A 19039-nucleotide genomic window follows, 5' to 3' on the forward strand; every position below is an offset into this window, starting at 1 on the left:
GATTTTGTATAAAATCGAAATTTTAAAAACTTACTGAAACTTATTGAATACAACATTGTAAAATTTACAATTCTTAAAATAATTTAAGGGACTTTATTTTGGAGATCACAGAATTAAACGAAAAAATCAGTAAAGAAAGTGAATTCATTGATGTTCTTTTAGCTGAAATTGGAAAAGTTATTGTCGGTCAAAAAGAAATGGTTGAGCGATTGGTAATCGGACTTCTTGGAAACGGACATATTCTATTGGAAGGTGTTCCCGGATTGGCAAAAACATTGGCAATTAATACTTTGGCAAATTCAATGGACGCCAAATTCCAAAGAATTCAATTTACACCCGATTTGCTTCCGGCAGATTTAATAGGAACAATGATATTTAACCAGAAAGAAGGAAACTTTTCAATTAAGAAAGGTCCAATCTTTTCTAATTTCATTCTAGCAGATGAAATAAACAGAGCTCCAGCTAAAGTTCAAAGTGCATTACTCGAAGCAATGCAGGAAAGACAAGTAACAATAGGACAAAATACTTTTAAATTACCGGAACCATTTTTGGTACTCGCGACACAAAACCCAATCGAACAAGAAGGAACATATCCGTTGCCTGAAGCACAAGTCGATAGGTTTATGTTAAAGGTAAAAATAACTTATCCTACCCGTGAAGATGAAATGAAAATCCTTCATAGAAATGTTGGATCAAAACCGGCAGCAATAAATCCCGTTATAAAAATAGACAGCATTCTTAAAGCAAGAAATTTAATACATGATATTTATGTTGATGAAAAAATTGAAAAATATATTCTTGATATTGTTTTTGCAACAAGAAAACCAAACGATTACGGTTTAACAAAATTATCAAACTTAATTAGTTACGGCGCATCACCCAGAGCTACAATAAATTTAGCATTGGGAGCAAGAGCAAATGCATTCCTTAAACGAAGAGGATATGTTGTGCCAGAAGATGTTAGATCAATTTGTTATGATGTTTTACGTCATAGAATTGCCGTAACCTATGAAGCAGAAGCCGAAGAAATAACTTCGGAAAATATAATTGAAGAAATATTAAATAAAGTTGAAGTTCCATAGTAGATAATGCTTACTAAAGAAATTTTAAAACAAGTACGCCAAATTGAAATTAGAACAAGAGGCGTTGTAAATGAAGTTTTCTCCGGAGAATATCATTCCGTTTTTAAAGGAAGAGGAATGGAATTTTCCGAAGTTCGCGAGTATCAATTCGGCGATGATATTAGAAGTATAGATTGGAACGTTAGCGCCAGATTCGGTCATCCGTTTGTTAAAATATTTGAAGAAGAACGTGAACTGACATTAATGCTGTTGGTTGATTTAAGCGGTTCGCTTGTATTTGGAAGTGTTGAAAAAACCAAACAGCAGATTGCGGCTGAATTAACCGCAATTCTTGCTTTTTCTGCAATGAAGAATAATGATAAAGTCGGTTTAATTCTTTTTACAAATGAAATTGAAAAATTTGTTCCGCCCAAAAAAGGTAAAAGTCATATTTTAAGAATTGTAAGAGAAATTCTTTCTTTTGAACCTCAAGGAAATAAAACAAATATAAAAGGAGCTTTGGAATATTTTAATCATTCGATTAAAAAGAAAACCATTGCGTTTTTAATTTCGGATTTTATTGATAAAGGTTATGAAAATATTCTTAAAATCATTAGCAAAAAGCATGATTTGATTAGTATAATTTTAGAAGATCCAAGAGAAAAAAATTTACTTGACGCAGGACTTTTAAAATTTAAAGATTCCGAAACCGAAGAAATCAGATATTTGGATACAAGCAATAAAATGGTTCAAGAACATTTTAAAATGAAGATGCAGGAAAGAAAAAATTTCCAAAATAATCTTTTTTTAAAAAGCAGAGTTGATACAATTCCAATTGATATTTCAACGTCGTATGTAAAACCACTTATTGATTTCTTTAAACTGCGTGAGAAAAGATGGTAAAAATTTTTCGGATAATACTGCTATTTTACTTATTCCTGATTTCCGGTAGTTTGTTTGCTCAAAACATAAAGGCTTCTGCGGCAACCGATACTTCCGATTATCTCGTCGGCGATTATATAAAGTATAAAATCAGCGTTGAATTTGACGAAGGAATACGCGTAATTCCGCCAAAATTAACTGACCAGCTTGCGCCTTTGGAGGTTGTAAAATCACTTCCGGCAACACAAGAAGAAGATAAGAATATTCATAATTTTAATTATATACTTTCCGGCTATGATTCAACGTCGGTTACTATTCCGCCTATTCCAATAACATATTTCGTCGGAAATAATACCGATCCCAAAATTATAAATACAAATCCGGTTACAGTATTTATTCATACTTTGGAAGTAAATCCATCGGCTGATATTAAAGACGTAAAAGCGCCGATTAGAATTCCATTCGATTGGCTTTTTTGGTCAATTTTAGTTTTAGTTTTATTATTACTTGCCGCTTTGGCTTATTTCTTGTATAAAAAATATCATAAACCAAAAGAAGAAGTTAGAGAAATCAGAAAAGTTCCGGCATTGCCTTTACATATTTTAACACTTCAAAAATTGGATTCGCTTAAATCAAAAAAATTATGGCAACAAGGTTTAGTTAAAGAATTTCATTCCGAGATTACCGAGATAATTAGAAAATATTTTGAGGAAAGATATAATTTTAATTCACTTGAAATGACGACTTCCGAAACCGTCTCAATTCTAAACCGGGTTATGGACAATCAGAAAATGATTGATACTTCTAGGAAATTTTTGGAAAATGCGGATATGGTTAAATTCGCAAAATTTGTTCCACTTGCAACCGTAAATGATGAAATGATGAATCAAGCTTACGATATTGTACAAAAGACCAAAAAGGAAGATGAATTTGAAATGGGAGTAAGCCGTGTTCAATAACATTATATTTGCTTATCCTTATTTACTTTATCTTCTTGCTATTATTCCTTTAATACTTTTTTGGTATTGGAAACAAAACAGAAAAAGATCTGCGGCAATTACTTATTCTAACTTGGAAATTTTCAGCGATCTCGATAAAACATTAAAAGAGAGACTGCGTCATTTACCAATATTATTAAGACTTATTGGACTTTCGCTTTTAATAGTTGCTTTAGCACGACCTCAAACATTCTCTTCCGGAGAAAATGTTTATACTGAAGGTATTGATATTGCAATGTTATTAGATATTTCCGGAAGTATGCTGGCCGAAGATTTTAAACCAAACCGGCTTGATGCCGCTAAAAATGTAATTGATGAATTTGTTGCCGGAAGAACAACGGATAAAATCGGCTTGGTTATTTTTGCTAGCGAAAGCTTTACTCAATGTCCGCTTACAATTGACTATCCAGTTTTGCGCGGATTGCTAAAAGATATTCAAAGCGGAATGATTGAGGACGGTACTGCAATTGGAACCGCGATTGCAAACGGTGTAAATCGTTTGAAAGACAGCGAAGCTAAAAGTAAAATTATGATTTTATTAACTGACGGCGTTAATAATAGCGGAGAAATTGATCCAATAACAGCCGCTCAAATCGCGAAAAAATTCGGTATTAGAGTTTACACGGTTGGTGTTGGAACAATGGGTGAAGCTCCATATCCATTTCAAACACCGTTCGGCAAAAGATATCAAATGGTTCCGGTGGAAATTGATGAAAAAGTTCTTAACGAAGTTTCAAAAATTACAGACGGAAAATATTTTAGAGCAACAAATAATAAAAAGTTGGAAGAAATTTATAAAATAATTGATACGTTAGAAAAAACAAGAATTGAAGTTACAAGCTATAGGAAAGCAAAAGAGCTTTTTTATAATTGGTTAGGACTTGGATTATTATTTATCTTAGCAGAATTATTTGTTTCAAAACTTTATTTGAAAAAATTACCATAACATTATGTTTAGATTTGCACACGGCGAATATCTTTATGCTTTATACCTAATTCCAATTTTAATTGGTTTGATTTGGTATACAATTAGAAATCAGAATAAACTGCTGGAAAAATTTGCGAATGTTAAATTGCATAAAATTTTATTTCCTATGCGAAGCAAATTTAAAATTATTTTTAAAAACAGCTTAATTATTTTGTCAATCCTATTATTGATTTTAGCGTTAGCCAATCCGCAGATTGGATCTAAAATTGAAGAAGTAAAACAAGTCGGTATTGATGTCTACATTCTTTTAGACGTTTCATTGAGTATGAAAGCGGAAGACATTAAACCAAGCAGATTGGAAAAAGCAAAACATGATATTGCCAAATTGATTCAAAAACTTAAAGGCGACAGAATCGGTTTAATTGTGTTTTCTGGAAAAGCATTTATTCAATTTCCTTTAACAACGGATTACGCGGCTGCAAATTTGTTTCTTTCTGCCGTAAGTGTTAATTCAGTTCCGCAGCCTGGTACTGCTATTGGTCCGGCAATTAAACTTGCGCTTAATTCATTTAAAAAAGATGAAGAAACACAAAAGGCAATTGTTATTATAACAGACGGTGAAGACCACGAAGGCGAACTCGATACTCCAATTGAAGAGGCTAATAATTCAAATATAAAAATTTATGCAATAGGTTTAGGCTCACCGCAGGGAGCTCCAATTCCGGTTTACAGCAGCGACGGCGCGCAGGTTGGATATAAAAAAGATGCTTCGGGAAATATCGTACTCACTAAACTTGATGAAACAACACTGCAAGAAATTACAAGCAAAGCAAACGGAAAATACTATCAAGGCTCCAATACAGATGATGAATTGGGAATGATTTATGACAATCTTGCTAATCTAGAAGGATCTGAATACGGCGCAACAAAAATTACTGAATATGAAGACAGATATTATTACTTTTTAATACCGGCTTTATTAATTCTTATTGCCGAAATATTTATTAAAGAAAGAAAATCAAAATTATTTGCTAAATTTGAAAAGCAGGAAGAAGTTTCTGAAAATGAAAGCTAAATATTTCCTTTTATTTGGGTTTACGATAAGCTGTTCTTCATTATTTGCACAATCCACGCGCGGTTTGGTAAATGATGGAGTTAATGCTTATGAGGAAAATAAATATGCCGACGCCGAAACCAATTTTAAAAAAGGCATTGAATCAAACGTTGAAAATTTTGAAGCAAGATTTAATTTAGGCGATGCGGTTTACAAACAAGGACGTTTTGACGAATCAATAGAAGAATTTAAAAACTCATTTCCATTAGCTAAAACGGATACTGATAAAGCAAAGATTTTTCATAATATTGGGAATTCACTATTAAAAGCCAAAAAATTAAAAGAAAGTATTGGAGCTTATAGAGAAGCGTTAAAACTTAATCCAAGCGATATGGAAACAAAGTACAATCTTTCATATGCAATAAAACAAATGCAAAACCAACAGAATAATCAACAAAATCAGAATAATAAGAACCAAGATCAACAAAATAAAGATCAGAATCAAAATCAGGATCAAAATAAAGATCAACAGGATCAGAACAAAGATCAGAAAGATCAAAAACAAGATCAAGATCAGCAGAAACAAGATCAACAAAATCAGCAGCAGAAACCGGAACCTAAGGATGAAATTTCTAAAGATGAGGCTCAAAGGATTCTTGACGCGTTAAAAAATAACGAAGCTGAACTGCAGAAAAAAATGAGACAGCAAAAGGTTAGAAAGTCAAATGTTGAAAAAGACTGGTAATATAATAGTATGAGAAAATTTTATTTTTTCCCTCTTATTTTTTTAATCGCTTCAAGTTTATTTGCACAAAAATTTGAAGTCAGCGTCGATAAATCTACGGTCGGGCAAAATGAAAGATTCCAAATTTATTTTACTTTCGAAAATGGTGATCTTGGCAAGTTAAACAATTTTAGAACCCCAAGTTTTAAGGGATTAAAAATACTTAGCGGACCAAATGAATCGCGCAGTATGCAGATAATAAATGGACAAGTTTCGGGATCGATAACCTATTCTTTTATTGCGGTTGCTCCGGATTTGGGTACGGCGGAAGTAGGCTCATCTTCTGTTGATTATGCCGGAAGTAAACTCACGACAAATCCAATCACTATAAATGTTGTACAAGGAACTGCGACGAGTCAAAACATTGACAAACAGCTTGGAATCAGCAAAGAAGAATTGAATAAAAATGTATTCATCAGAGCAATTCCAAATAAAACTTCAGTTAAACAGGGTGAACAATTAACGGTTTCATATAAACTTTATACAAAGCTAAATATCTCTTCTCCGCAAATTTCCAAACTCCCAACATTCAACGGATTTTGGTCGGAGGATCTGGAAACTTCACAGAATATACAATTCGGCATAGAAATGTATAACGGAGAAAGATATAGAGCCGCGGTTATCAAGAAAGCAGCTTTATTTCCTACAAAAAGCGGTAACTTAGTTCTTACTCCATTTGAATTGAAAATTCCCGTAATTGTTAAAAGTAAAAGAAATAGAAATGATATTTTTGACGACTTTTTCAATGATTCATTCTTTGGGAGAACTGAAACAATTGATCATCTCGCAAAATCTAATAGTTTAACTATAAATGTTGATCCGTTACCGGAAAACGCGCCAAATTCATTTTCGGGCGCGGTTGGTAAATTTGACTTTTCAGTGGAACTCGATAAAACATCGGTTGAACAAAATGAAGCAATCACGGTAAAAGCAAAAATATCCGGGACCGGAAATATTGCGTTGTTAAAATTACCCGAAATTAACTTTCCTGCCGGATTTGAAAAATACGAACCTAAAACAAGCGAGAAAATTTTTAGGTCAAATCTTATATCGGGTAGAAAAGATATTGAATTTCTTATAGTTCCTCGCATTCCGGGCGTAAAAGAAATTTCACCCTTGGAATTTACTTATTTTGATCTCGATAAAGACCAATATGTTACGCTAAAATCAGAGCCATTTACTGTTAATGTTAAAGAAGGAACTGGAAATTATGCTCAAAATGCGACGGGTTATTCTAAGGAAGATGTAAAATTACTCAACGAAGATATAAGATATATTGTTAACTCTCCGTCAAATTTTATTAAAAAAGAAGAAATTGCTAGAATTAGTGTTTTATTTTGGGCAGGATTGATACTTCCGCTCGGAGCATTATTTACTTTGATATTTATAAATAAGAAGCAATTAAAGTTAGCCGGAAATTTATATTTAATGCGCTATCAAAAGGCTTTGAAAAATTCCAAATTGAAATTAAAAGAAGCAAATTTATCTTTGGAAAAAAATGATTTAGGCGCCTATTACAATAACTTATCCGCCGCATTATTTGGTTATTTGGGTGATAAGTTGGGTATTCAACAAGCTGAGTTTACTTTGGATAGAGCAATTGAAAAATTAAAGACTTTTGAAATTGACGATAATTTTATTGCCGGATTAAAAAAAATATCAGAAAAATGTGAATTTGCAAGATTCGCTCCTAATGCCGTGGGCAGTGATAGCGGAAAAACTTTGTTCAATGGAGTTGAAGGAATAATTGAAAAATTAGAAAGTTCAATTCATATCAAAAAATAATTTAATATGAAAAATTTATTAGTGATAATTGCATTATTTATAGTCGTTTCTAATTCTTCCGCTCAAGATTTAGAAACAATTATGAAACAGGGAAACGAATTTTATCAAAGTAAACAATATAATGAAGCAATTACGAGTTATGAGTCAATTTTAAAACAAGGTTATATCAGCGGCGATTTGTTCTACAATTTAGGAAACGCGTACTTTAAAATAGGACATTTGGGAAAATCAATTTTATATTATGAAAAAGCATTGAAAATTTCTCCTTCAAATGAAGATGCAGCTTATAATCTTAAAATCGCAAACTCAAGAACCGTCGATAAAATTCAAGATATCCCGACATTGTTTTTTATCCAATGGTGGAATATTTTATTGTCTCTTTTTACATCAGCTACCTGGCAGATAATTATAATTATTTTTTATCTTTTATTTCTCGTGTGCATTGGAGTTTATTTTTTAATAAGAAACCTTCAGTTACAAAAATTCGCTTTAATTTTCGGCTTTATTAATATTTTTTTACTTTTTTTATCCATTATTCTCTTTATCTCAAGCATAAACAGAGAAATGAATTTTAATAATGGAATTTTAATTCAATCCGTTATTTCAACTAAAATTTCACCGGATATACAAAGCAGTGATGCTTTTGTTATTCATGAAGGAATTAAATTTGAGATTGAAGACAAAGTTGATAATTGGTCAAAGATTAAACTTTCAGATGGAAAAGTAGGCTGGCTGCCAAATCAGAGTTTTGAAGAGATTTAAAAATAAAAAGGATCTTTAATTAAAGACCCTTTGATTTATTAAGAAGCTTTTTTTGTTTCAACAGATATTAAGAAGCTTTTTGATACTCTTTAGTTAACCAATTTCTTGATTGTAAGTAATATTTTTTAATTACTGATTCATCGAATTCCAATGCCCAAATTACATCAGGATTTACTTGCGAAATGATTTCTTCGTCAGTATTATTAAATTTTAATCTGTGATAATAGATATTTCCTTGAGGAGTTTTATATAAATTATGGTTTAATTTATTGCTTCCTCTGTTATCTATTGTCCAGTCAAATTTTTCTGCTTCGTAAATCATTTTGGCTCCTTTTGAGTATTCTATTTTGATATTTCCTTTTACTTTTCAAGTTTGGTGCCAATACCAAAAAGCCATAAAATGATTCAAATTCGCAATTTTTATTCAATTTTATATTGTATCAAAATGTAAAATCTCATTTTTGTGTTTCATTATGAATCAACTCCAACTTTTGATATTTCTGAACTTTCGATTTTATTGCCTAAAAACATGAAGAGAAATGAATTTAAAAAACTCTTTAAATAATTTCCGATAATGAACTTAGATTTAAACAAATTCAAGCCATTCACAATTTTATTTTTCCTTAATAATATTATTGAACAAATAAATTAGTTTTACGTCCAATTTGCATGAATAATCAGGTATCTTGATGAAAATAAAATTTACGGGAATTCTCTTTATTATTTGTTTTCAATTTCTCACCGCACAAAGCTCAGAAAAGGAATTAAATCTAAATTTCATAAAAGAAGAAATAAAAGTCGATGGATATATTGATGATTCATGGGATTTAGCTGATTCTGTTTCTGATTTTATAGAATTTTTGCCTTATAATTCAGTAGAGCCAAAAAGAAAAACAACCGCAAAAGTCATTACCAACGAAAATTCAATTTATTGTTTAATGATTTGCTATGATGAAATTGAAAATATTCAAAATTATACTGGCAAATTGGATGAATTTTCCGGAGATATTGTTTCTTTTATGATAGATACATTTGGCGATAAAAGAACCGCTTACAAATTTGGTGTTTCTGCAAGCGGAGTTAGAGTAGACTGCAGATTACTTGATGACGCGAGAAATAGAGATTACAATTGGGATGGTATTTGGTTTGCCGATTCTAAAATTTATAATTGGGGATTTGTAGTTGAAATGGAAATACCTTACAAATCAATTCAATACGATAAAACACTCAAAAAATGGGGATTGGATTTTGATAGATGGCGTCCGATAGACTCCGAAGATATTTATTGGGGAAAGTATGAGCAAAATGAAGGTCAAAGAATTTCTAAATTCGGCGTATTAAATTTAAATGACTTTTCGCCAAAAATTGACGGATTAAATTTAGAAATTTATCCTGTTGGAATTTCAAAAGCTACTTACTTAAAAAATGATAAATACGACGTCGATCTTGACGCAGGAATTGATATTTTTTATAATCCTTCACAAGCATTAACATTTCAGCTAACCGCAAATCCGGACTTTGCTCAAATTGAAGCTGATCCGTTTGATTTTAATATTTCAAGGTATGAATCTTATTTTGAAGAAAAAAGACCGTTTTTTACCGAAGGAAGTGAAGTTTTTTCACCCTCCGGAAGACAAAACAATTCAGGATTTTACAGACCTTTGGAACTTTTTTATTCCAGAAGAATCGGCAAGCTGCTGCCTGATGGAACAGAAGTACCACTGCAAATTGGGACAAGAGTTTTTGGAAGATACGATGATTTTGAATACGGTGGTTTCTTTGCTCAAACAGGTAAAACAAATTATAAAAATGACGGCGAAAAATTAACAGAAGATAATGCTGTTTTCGGTTCGGCTAGAATAAAAAAGCAAATTTTGGAAAATTCTTCTGTTGGATTATTATTTGTAGGAAAGCACAGTAATAATGAAGACAACGGTGTTTTAGATGTTGACGGCGCTTTTAGAGGTGCAAACTGGCAACTTGCATATCAATTGGCCCGTTCTTTTAAAAATGATGAAGGTGATTATGCGGTATCTGCCGGATATACACAATTTATGGAAAATTGGCTTAATCTTTTTAGAACAAGATACATTGGAAATAAATTTGATATTGATCAAATTGGTTATGTACCTTGGCGCGGGACATCAAATTCAGTCGGTTTAACCGGCCCCCGCTGGGAATTTAATGAGGGTCCGATAAATGCAATTCTGCTGTATTTTGGCGGATATTTAGGTTGGGAAAAAATAGATAATTATACCGATTACGGCGGCGTTTTGGGGTATAATATGAATTTTAGAAATAATTGGGGATTTGAAATTAATCTTGATGCTGGAAAATCAAAAGACCAAAAAATTTACTATTCTTCATACAGCGCAAGCTTAAGTTCATGGTTCGATATTTCACCCAAGTGGCATGCAAATTTAAATTTGGGGTATACAAACACTTATAATTTTTCAAGAGAATATTTGGCTTTTTATTCATGGGCAGAAACATACTTTAATTGGAATGTTCTGAACTTTTTAAATGTTGGAACCGCGCTTAATTTTTTCATTGAAGGAAATCCCGAACATAAAATTGAAGATATTACAATGAATGCAAGGCCATATTTTTCACTTACCCCAATTAACGATCTAAATATTAAAATGTATTTCGATAATGTATTTGTAAAATCAACGGATAAATTGGAGCAGTTGATAATAGGCTTTTTGTTTGCATATAATTTTTCGCCTAAAAGCTGGATCTATTTGGCTGTGAACGATGTACAAGACAGAAGCGATCGTTACGATATTAATAACAATTTGTTGGATAGAAAATTACACGTTAAAAATAGAGCCGGTGTTTTTAAAGTAAAATATTTATACTATTTTTAATTTTATTCCCCCGAATGAATAATATTAAGAAATGTTTTTTAATTAAAATTCTATTTAGTAGATTTTAGTAAATCACATTATAATAATATCTATTTTTACAAATTCAGTTTTATTGTAAACCTTTTTTAATTCTATTTGTCTAACGAATATTAAAAATTTTTGGAAAAAAATCTTCATGAAAAATTTTATACTTTTTGTTCTTCTATTAATGTCGGTTAACTCACAAATTTTTTCACAAAGAAATTTAGAAAATTCAATTAAAGGGAAAGTGATTGATAAAGATGCGAAAGTTGCTTTGGAATATTCTAATATAATACTATTCAGTCAAAAAGACAGCACGCAGTCAAACGGTACCGTTACAAATGCCGAGGGTAATTTTATAATTTCTAATGTCCGTCCCGGTGAATATTTTCTAAAAATTAGTTTTATTGGTTACGAAACAACTAAAATAGAAAATTTAAAAATTGGTCCGCGGACAAATATTGAATTAGGCGATATATTATTAAAAGCCGAATCTTTTAATACAAAAGATGTTGTTGTTAGCGGAGAAAGAGCTGCTGTTTCATACCAAATAGATAAAAAAGTAATAAACGTAAGCGAACAATTGACTTCCCTTTCTGGAAATGCGGTAGATGTTTTAGAAAATGTTCCTTCCGTAACAGTTGATATTGATGGAAATGTAAGTCTAAGAGGAAGTTCCAATTTTACTGTTTTGATTGATGGAAAACCAACCATATTAGAATCAAATGAAGCACTTCAGAATATTCCCGCAAGTACAATTGAAAATATCGAAATTATTACAAATCCTTCGGCAAAATATAATCCGGAAGGAACCGCGGGTATTATCAATATTATCACAAAGAAAAATTCACTGGAAGGAATAAGCGGAATTGCAAATTTAAATGGAGGAAATGGAACGCGATACGGTGCAGACGCAGTTTTTGAATCCAAAAGTGATCCAATTAATTTTAGTTTAGGTTTAGATTATAGTAAACATCTAATGGAAGGTGAAAATATTTCCGAAACTTGGACTTTATTTAACGGAAACAAGTATTACAGTTCTTCTGATGGAAATGGAAATCATGGCAGAGAAAATTATGGTATAAAGAGTTCTGTTGCTTACAGCTTAACTGATAATGACCTTTTTACACTAAACGGACGTTATGGTTACCGTGATGGAACGAACGGCTCTTCTCAAAATTATTCTCGTTGGAATGTTATTAATCCGGTGGAATTTAATTATTCAACCGTCAGCGATAGATCAAGAGGCGGTTATGATTATAGCGCAGGCTTAAATTATAATCATAATTTTGAAAGTAAAACACACACTTTAACAGCAGATTTAATTTATCAGCATAGTAATACAGATGAATTTACATCATACAAACAATATGATTTGAATAAGATTATTATTGACGGTCAGGAGCAAACAGAAAAAGGACCTTCTTCATCATTTAGAATTAAAGTTGATTATTCTTATCCAATTTCAGAAGCGTCAAAATTTGAAGCCGGTTATAGTTCAGATTTGGATTACTCAAATGATGTTAATGAATATTTTCTTTATGATTCATTAACTTCTGATTTTGAAATACAAGATCTTTTCGGAAAAGATGTAACCTACGATGACAATGTACACGCAATTTATTCTATGTATTCAAACCAAATAAGTGATTTTGGATTTCAATTAGGATTAAGGACTGAATACACAGATAGACTTATAAAACTAAATAGAACCAATGAGGACTTTGCGATTGATAAATGGGACTATTTTCCTTCAGCGCATTTTTCTTATAAAATTGATTCTGAAAATCAATTAATGACAAGCTATACAAGAAGAATTCAAAGACCTAGGGGTTGGGAACTTGAACCGTTTTTAACTTGGATGGATTCTTATAATGTACGACAAGGAAATCCCGCGTTGAAACCTGAATATATTGATTCATACGAACTTGGCTATCAAAAAATGTTCGATAGAAGTTTATTATCCGCAGAATTATATTACAGAATAAATAATAATAAAATTGAATTCTACCAAACAGCATATTCCGAAGATATAACATTAAGAGCGGTCGATAATATTGGGAAGGATTATTCGTTCGGAAGTGAACTAATGTTTAATTTCGATCCATTAAAAATATGGAATGTAAACTTAATGGGTAATATTTATAATTATAAAATCGTTGGTGAAATTCAAGAAACTAAATTTGATAGGGAAAGTTTTAATTGGAATACAAGATTAAACAATAGTATTAATTTTGGACCGTCAACTCAATTACAGTTGAATTTGTTTTATAATAGTCCTACGGTTTCTGCTCAAGGTAGACAAGAAGATTTTGTTATGGCGGGTGCCGCATTCCGACAAATGTTTTTTGATAAACAGCTTGCTTTAACTTTGCAAGTCAGAGATTTACTTGGTACAGGAAAAAGAGAATCAACCTCTCAATCAATTGATTTTTATAGATATAATAAATTTGTGATGGAATCCCCGGTTGTAATGTTAAACCTTAGATTTAATTTTAACAACTACAAATCAAAAAATCGCTCAGATAAAGAAGGCGGCGGAATGGAAATGGAAGGCGGTGGAGAGGATTTTTAACTCTCATGCATTTATTTCGATTATCGTTTAAGTAAATATTGATTTATTAAAATATTTCTATTCATTTCTAAGACTATTTTAATATTACAAATATGTGTTGTATATTGTAATATTTTATTTCGGTATTATTTATTTTATCATTATTCATATTAAATAAAAATAAATTAGGGAGAAATTATGAAACAACTAATTCAAATTACAAACAAAAATATTTTAAAACTATTTTTAGTAGCCAGTTTATTATTTATAATCTCTGCATGCGGAGATGATAGCAATCCAACTGATAATGATGATAATAAAAATTCTTCAGGTACAACTCTAACTATTAATGGCGATGGATGGTCTAACAAATCACTTACTGTTGAAACTTCAGTTGCGACTTATGCTACTGTTTCTCAAATGACTGTAGTTAATGTTTCATTTAACGAAGATGTTCAAATGTTAATTTATGTAAATGGAGGGAAATCCGGTACTTACAACTTTAAAGAAGTAGAATCCGGTCAAGGAAATGGAATAACTCTTACATCTGGAAGCGGTGAAACTGGAAAATATTATTTCTGGAAAGATAATTCCGGATCAGTTACTATATCAAGTTATGGCTCTGTTGGTGGAAAAGTCTCTGGTACTTTTACTGGTAAACTATACAATGCAACTACTGATGCCGAAATTACAATTACTGGAACTTTTAATGCAATGAGAACCGTTGATGTTCCTACAAGTGCATTAAATTAATTCTTTGTAAATCAAATTCAATTTTTGGAAGCCAATAGAATCTTTACATTAAATTCTATTGGCTTCATCATATCATTCATTCCAGGTCTTTCACCCATTTCACCTTTTCTTGCTCTTTGAGAGAACTCTCTTTCATTCGTATCGCCATCGGGATTTCTCATTCCTCCTCTTTTGCCTCCTTCCCGATCAATAAAATCATGTTTTTCAATTTCACCAGACGCAAATCTTAAATTGATTTCATCGTTTGGTTCTGCATCATAGTAAATTTTGTTTTTAATGTTTTGAGCGTAAGGAATTCTTAATTCGTATACTAATTGATTTTGTTCAATATTTACAAAAACCTCCAAGCCGGAATCATTTTTTAGCTTATAAACATTGAGCGGAAAATTTTCATCATCAACAATTAATATTTCATCCTGCTCCGCTTTAAATTTTTCAATTAATTTATTTTCAAATTTACCTTCATTACTTGGACTATTATTTTTTTGACCAAACTCATTTCTATCTTTCATTTCCGGAACAATTTCCATTTTACCGCTGAATTCTTTTCTTATGGGATATTGCACGCCAAAATTGTTTTTATCATTGTTCGGAGATTCAAACCAAATAGTAAAACCATTATTTAAAATTTTCATTACTTTTGATCTGTCCGAAGTTAAAAGACATATATAAATATTCTCTTCATCATTTGTAATACCAAGCGCGACTTTTTCATCATCAAAATAATTTAGGTTACCTTCCCAATCTTGTTTTTTACCGTCTATAGAAATTTCTTTTTCATTCCATTTACTTTTTAATTCTAATTCAGAGCAGCTTATAACCGAAATAATAATCAGTGCTAAGATGAGTTTTGCAAAATTGTACTTTATCATACCGTTAACCAAAAATTTATATAAATTCGACAATTAAATTTATATATGGGTTTAATTACAAAACACAATATTTTACATTCTTTCAACTATCAAAGCTGAAGCTTCTCCTCCGCCAATACATAATGATGCTAATCCGTATTTTGAATTGGTTTCTTTAAGTGAGTGGAGTAAAGTTGTTAATATTCTTGATCCGCTTGCTCCGATAGGATGACCCAATGCCACGGCTCCTCCTTTAATATTTACTTTCGCGGAATCTAAACCTAATTCTTTATTTACAACGAGTGAGACGACTGCAAACGCTTCATTGATTTCAAATAAATCAATATCTTCAATTTTTAGATCAGCTTTATTCAATACTTTTTTTATAGCGTCTATTGGAGCGGTTGTAAACCATTTAGGGTCTTTTGCTGCGGAACTTTGAGCAATAATTTTTGCAATTGGTTTTAGGTTCATCATTTCCGCTTTTTCTTTGCTGACAAGTAAAATTGCCGAAGCTCCATCATTAATTGAAGAAGCATTCGCAGCTGTAATCGTTCCATCTTTTTTAAATACGGGTTTTAGTGTTTTTAATTTTTCAAAATTTACTATTTGAGGATCTTCATCGGTATCAATAATAACATTTCCTTTTTTTGTTTGTATTTCAACTGGAATAATTTCATTCGCGAACTTTTTTTCTTCTATACTTTTTAATGCTCTTTTATAACTTTCAATTGCAAAGTCATCCTGCTCTTGTCTGGTAATTTTATATTCATCCGCACAAATTTCCGCAATATTTCCCATATGAATTTTATCATACGCGTCAACTAAACCGTCATCCAGCAAGCCATCAATTAATTGTTGATCTCCCATTTTATATCCATTACGAATGTTTTTAATATAATATGGAATTTGCGACATACATTCCATTCCACCTGCAATTATAGTTTCGGCATCACCAAGCGCTATAGCCTGTGAAGCCAGCATAACTGATTTAAGTCCTGAACCGCATACTTTATTTATCGTCATACACTGAACTGAATTGTTTAATCCTGCACCAAGAGCTGCTTGTCTTGCCGGTGCTTGTCCTTCACCGGACTGTATAACATTACCCATAATAACTTCATCAACATCATTATAATTAAGCTTATTTCTCTCAATTAAAGCTTTAATAACTATACTTCCCAATTTTACTGCCGGTAAAGTGCTTAAGCTGCCCATAAAGGAACCAACTGGTGTTCTTACTGCATCTATTATATAAACTTCTCTTATATGATTCATATTTCCTCTTTTCTTTTTTTAATAAACATATATTAATCTTTGAAAGAAATATTTACAAGAAATTAATTCGATTTTTATTACCTCATTTTGTAATTTCATTTAAACATTTTAATTTATAAATAATCTGAAATCAGAATTTTTTTATCATGAAATATTTTTTAATAATATTTTCCTTCTTTTTTTCACAATTGTATTCACAAAAAGATTCAACAACATATCAATGGCCGGTACCTCCTCTAAATTCGAGTCAAGGAATAACCGGAGCGTTTGCAGAATTTAGAAATACAGGCAGCTCGGATCATTTTCATAACGCGGTTGATATTTCAGAGCCGGACGGAAACCCAGTATTTCCTTCCATGGATGGTGTTGTATATTCTTTAGATAATAACGGTTATGATTCTTATATAAATGTTAAATCTATAATAAATGGCAAAAAGAAACATATGACTTATTATCATGTTGTTCCAAATCCTAATTTAGTTGTTGGGCAGCAAGTTTATACCGGTCTAACTGTTTTAGGAACAATATTCGTAACCGCAGGTCATGTTCATTTAATCGAAAGAGAATTTGTGAATGTTTCTTCAAGCAGTTTAGGCACTGAAATAAATCCGATAAGACCTGAAGGCGGATTGTATCCGTTTGAGGATACTTTTCCTCCAGTAATTGAGTCATCAACCTTAAAATTCTGCGTAGATAAAACAAACAAGGAAATTTCTTCAAATCAACTTTATGGAAAAGTGGATTTCCAGATTAAAGTTAGAGAGATAAACGGAACAAATTCGGTAAATGTAAACAACGGAACATACATTTTAGGATATAGAATTTTGAGCGAAAATGGAGATCAAGTAATTTATGAACCTGAAAACAATGGTGTAAAATATAGATTTTACTTTCTTCCAAATGATAGTTATGTTCATAACGTTTACGTAAAAAATGTGGCAACACTTTCTGATCCTTATTATTGGGTAACAAACGGAAAAGGCGAAAATCAAATAAATGCCGATCATACGGTTCCAAACAATTACTTAGATACTGATTTGCTTGACGCCGGAAATTACACGCTTGAAATTTTTACCGAAGATACAAGAGGCAGTTCTTCATCTAAAAGATTTCCTATATCAGTAAAAAAATTACCTCCAAAACTCAAATCTGTAATTTCAAAAAATGATTCAATTGAATTAAAATGGGAAAAATATAACATCAATAATCTTAAAGGTTACAGAATTTATTATTCGGATGATGGAAATACTAGTAATTGGAAAGTTGCTGCGGATGAAAAATTATTAGATAACGAGAAAACAAGTATATCATTTTCATCTCCAAGTGAATTTATTATTCCATCAAACAAATTCCAATTTTATTTTTATTTAACTGCAATTGATTCTGCAGGCAATGAATCAACCGGGAGTGACGTTTATTCTGTTGCTATTTTTTCCAATGATAAAAACTTTTTAATTGTAGACGGCTTCAGCAGATACGGAAATGATAGTCGCTGTATTGAACCTCAACATTCATATAATACTTTTTATTTTAATTCCTTAATATCAAATAACGGCAGTAATATTTCATCTTGTTTGGATGAAGTAATTGCCAACGAAGAATTGGATTTAAATATTTTTGATTTAGTAATTTGGTTTACCGGAGATAACTCAGCAGCGGATAATACTTTCGTAAATTTAGAGCAATATAAAGTCGCATTATATTTGGAACAAGGCGGAAAAATATTAATTTCGGGCAGCAATATCGGTCAGGATTTGGATGTGCAAAGTTCATATTCGGAATCTTCCGATACGTTGTTTTATCATCAATACTTAAAATCCGTTTTGATGCACGATGGACTTGATCTGCTGAATGAACTTCACGGAGAAGAAGGAACCAAATTTTCAGATTTCAATTCATCATTTGCTGATGCCGCTCCAGATGATATTGAACCGATAAACGGTGGCGCTACAATTTTAAATTATAACTTTGATTATGATAGAGAAGGTCTGCATAGAAAAGGCGGAGTCTCGTTTACAGGTCAATTTGGTGAAAGTTTGGAAACCGGACAAATGATTTATTTTTCTTTTCCGTTTGAATCAATAGAAAATGAAATTAACAGAAATAAATTAATGAGATTGGTTTTAGAATATTTCAATTTAAAAATAACAGATGCTGATAAAGAAATAGCCGTAAAAAACGAATTTAAGTTGCAGCAAAATTTCCCGAATCCGTTTAATCCAACAACAACAATTGAATATAATATTCATGCAAACGCGAGAGACGAAATGCAAAACGTTGAATTAAATATTTATGATGTTCTTGGAAGAAAAGTCGGTGTTTTGGTTAATCAAAAACAAAAGTCCGGAAATTATAAAATTGAATTTGACGCAAGTAATTTTTCAAGCGGAGTTTATCTTTACCGATTAAAAACCGGTAATTTTATTCAAACAAAAAAAATGATTCTTATAAAATAAAG

General features: G+C 31.4%; 15 protein-coding genes. 12 read left to right on the plus strand and 3 right to left on the minus strand.

The features are described from left to right. The first annotated feature begins 98 nt into the window (after positions 1-98). Genes IPK06_10985 through IPK06_11020 form a run of 8 tightly spaced genes read left to right on the plus strand, consistent with a single transcriptional unit; the run spans position 99 to position 8254 of the window. A complete protein-coding gene (locus tag IPK06_10985; GenBank protein ID MBK7980493.1) occupies positions 99-1082 on the plus strand; it encodes a MoxR family ATPase in 984 nt (327 codons plus the stop codon). A 6-nt stretch (positions 1083-1088) separates the two neighbouring features. After that, positions 1089-1964: a DUF58 domain-containing protein gene (locus IPK06_10990; GenBank protein ID MBK7980494.1), complete on the plus strand. Its 876-nt coding sequence runs from the start codon at positions 1089-1091 to the stop codon at positions 1962-1964. After that, on the plus strand, positions 1958-2902 hold the full coding sequence (locus IPK06_10995) for a hypothetical protein (GenBank protein MBK7980495.1): 945 nt from the start codon (positions 1958-1960) through the stop codon (positions 2900-2902). Before IPK06_10990 ends, IPK06_10995 begins: the two co-directional genes overlap by 7 nt. After that, positions 2892-3887 (plus strand): VWA domain-containing protein, encoded by a 996-nt coding sequence (locus tag IPK06_11000; GenBank protein MBK7980496.1) that lies wholly within the window; start codon positions 2892-2894, stop codon positions 3885-3887. Before IPK06_10995 ends, IPK06_11000 begins: the two co-directional genes overlap by 11 nt. A gap of 4 nt (positions 3888-3891) precedes the next feature. Continuing rightward, positions 3892-4944, plus strand: coding sequence for a VWA domain-containing protein (locus IPK06_11005; GenBank protein MBK7980497.1), 1053 nt, complete (start codon positions 3892-3894; stop codon positions 4942-4944). Next, the gene (locus IPK06_11010) at positions 4934-5668 is read left to right on the plus strand and encodes a tetratricopeptide repeat protein (GenBank protein MBK7980498.1); all 735 of its coding nucleotides are present in this window, start codon (positions 4934-4936) and stop codon (positions 5666-5668) included. The genes IPK06_11005 and IPK06_11010 overlap by 11 nt, the downstream gene beginning before the upstream one ends. A gap of 9 nt (positions 5669-5677) precedes the next feature. Beyond that, positions 5678-7492, plus strand: a complete 1815-nt coding sequence (locus IPK06_11015; protein ID MBK7980499.1) for a protein BatD — start codon at positions 5678-5680, stop codon at positions 7490-7492. 6 nt (positions 7493-7498) lie between these two features. After that, positions 7499-8254, plus strand: coding sequence for a tetratricopeptide repeat protein (locus IPK06_11020; protein ID MBK7980500.1), 756 nt, complete (start codon positions 7499-7501; stop codon positions 8252-8254). A 67-nt stretch (positions 8255-8321) separates the two neighbouring features. On the opposite strand, the gene IPK06_11025 is transcribed toward IPK06_11020, so the two are convergent. Beyond that, positions 8322-8576, minus strand: a complete 255-nt coding sequence (locus IPK06_11025) for a hypothetical protein (protein MBK7980501.1) — start codon at positions 8574-8576, stop codon at positions 8322-8324. 367 nt (positions 8577-8943) lie between these two features. On the opposite strand from IPK06_11025, the gene IPK06_11030 reads away from it, so the two are divergent. The 3 genes from IPK06_11030 to IPK06_11040 all read left to right on the plus strand — a co-directional run bounded on the left by IPK06_11030 (position 8944) and on the right by IPK06_11040 (position 14452). After that, a complete protein-coding gene (locus IPK06_11030) occupies positions 8944-11124 on the plus strand; it encodes a carbohydrate binding family 9 domain-containing protein (GenBank protein ID MBK7980502.1) in 2181 nt (726 codons plus the stop codon). 175 nt (positions 11125-11299) lie between these two features. Next, the gene (locus IPK06_11035; GenBank protein MBK7980503.1) at positions 11300-13720 is read left to right on the plus strand and encodes a TonB-dependent receptor; all 2421 of its coding nucleotides are present in this window, start codon (positions 11300-11302) and stop codon (positions 13718-13720) included. Positions 13721-13897: 177 nt separating this feature from the next. Next, a complete protein-coding gene (locus IPK06_11040; protein ID MBK7980504.1) occupies positions 13898-14452 on the plus strand; it encodes a hypothetical protein in 555 nt (184 codons plus the stop codon). Positions 14453-14469: 17 nt separating this feature from the next. Here the strand turns inward: IPK06_11040 and IPK06_11045 are convergent, their stop codons facing one another. After that, positions 14470-15324, minus strand: coding sequence for a hypothetical protein (locus tag IPK06_11045; protein MBK7980505.1), 855 nt, complete (start codon positions 15322-15324; stop codon positions 14470-14472). A gap of 72 nt (positions 15325-15396) precedes the next feature. Further along, complete coding sequence (locus tag IPK06_11050; GenBank protein ID MBK7980506.1) at positions 15397-16572, minus strand: thiolase family protein; 1176 nt, start codon at positions 16570-16572, stop codon at positions 15397-15399. Positions 16573-16727: 155 nt separating this feature from the next. Here IPK06_11050 and IPK06_11055 point away from each other — a divergent pair, with 155 nt between their 5' ends. Next, positions 16728-19037 (plus strand): T9SS type A sorting domain-containing protein, encoded by a 2310-nt coding sequence (locus tag IPK06_11055; GenBank protein MBK7980507.1) that lies wholly within the window; start codon positions 16728-16730, stop codon positions 19035-19037. The last annotated feature ends 2 nt before the right edge of the window (positions 19038-19039 follow it).

It is taken from the genome of Ignavibacteriota bacterium (assembly GCA_016713565.1).
Lineage (GTDB): Bacteria > Bacteroidota > Ignavibacteria > Ignavibacteriales > Melioribacteraceae.

Excerpts from the sequence above, each read along its gene's own strand:
- IPK06_11005 (MBK7980497.1), top strand. The coding sequence starts at position 3,892 with ATGTTTAGATTTGCACACGGCGAATATCTTTATGCTTTATACCTAATT.
- IPK06_11040 (MBK7980504.1), top strand. The coding sequence starts at position 13,898 with ATGAAACAACTAATTCAAATTACAAACAAAAATATTTTAAAACTATTT.
- IPK06_11030 (MBK7980502.1), top strand. The coding sequence starts at position 8,944 with ATGAAAATAAAATTTACGGGAATTCTCTTTATTATTTGTTTTCAATTT.
- IPK06_11015 (MBK7980499.1), top strand. The coding sequence starts at position 5,678 with ATGAGAAAATTTTATTTTTTCCCTCTTATTTTTTTAATCGCTTCAAGT.
- IPK06_11035 (MBK7980503.1), top strand. The coding sequence starts at position 11,300 with ATGAAAAATTTTATACTTTTTGTTCTTCTATTAATGTCGGTTAACTCA.
- IPK06_10990 (MBK7980494.1), top strand. The coding sequence starts at position 1,089 with ATGCTTACTAAAGAAATTTTAAAACAAGTACGCCAAATTGAAATTAGA.
- IPK06_11020 (MBK7980500.1), top strand. The coding sequence starts at position 7,499 with ATGAAAAATTTATTAGTGATAATTGCATTATTTATAGTCGTTTCTAAT.
- IPK06_11045 (MBK7980505.1), bottom strand. The coding sequence starts at position 15,324 with ATGATAAAGTACAATTTTGCAAAACTCATCTTAGCACTGATTATTATT.
- IPK06_11010 (MBK7980498.1), top strand. The coding sequence starts at position 4,934 with ATGAAAGCTAAATATTTCCTTTTATTTGGGTTTACGATAAGCTGTTCT.
- IPK06_11055 (MBK7980507.1), top strand. The coding sequence starts at position 16,728 with ATGAAATATTTTTTAATAATATTTTCCTTCTTTTTTTCACAATTGTAT.
- IPK06_10995 (MBK7980495.1), top strand. The coding sequence starts at position 1,958 with ATGGTAAAAATTTTTCGGATAATACTGCTATTTTACTTATTCCTGATT.
- IPK06_11025 (MBK7980501.1), bottom strand. The coding sequence starts at position 8,576 with ATGATTTACGAAGCAGAAAAATTTGACTGGACAATAGATAACAGAGGA.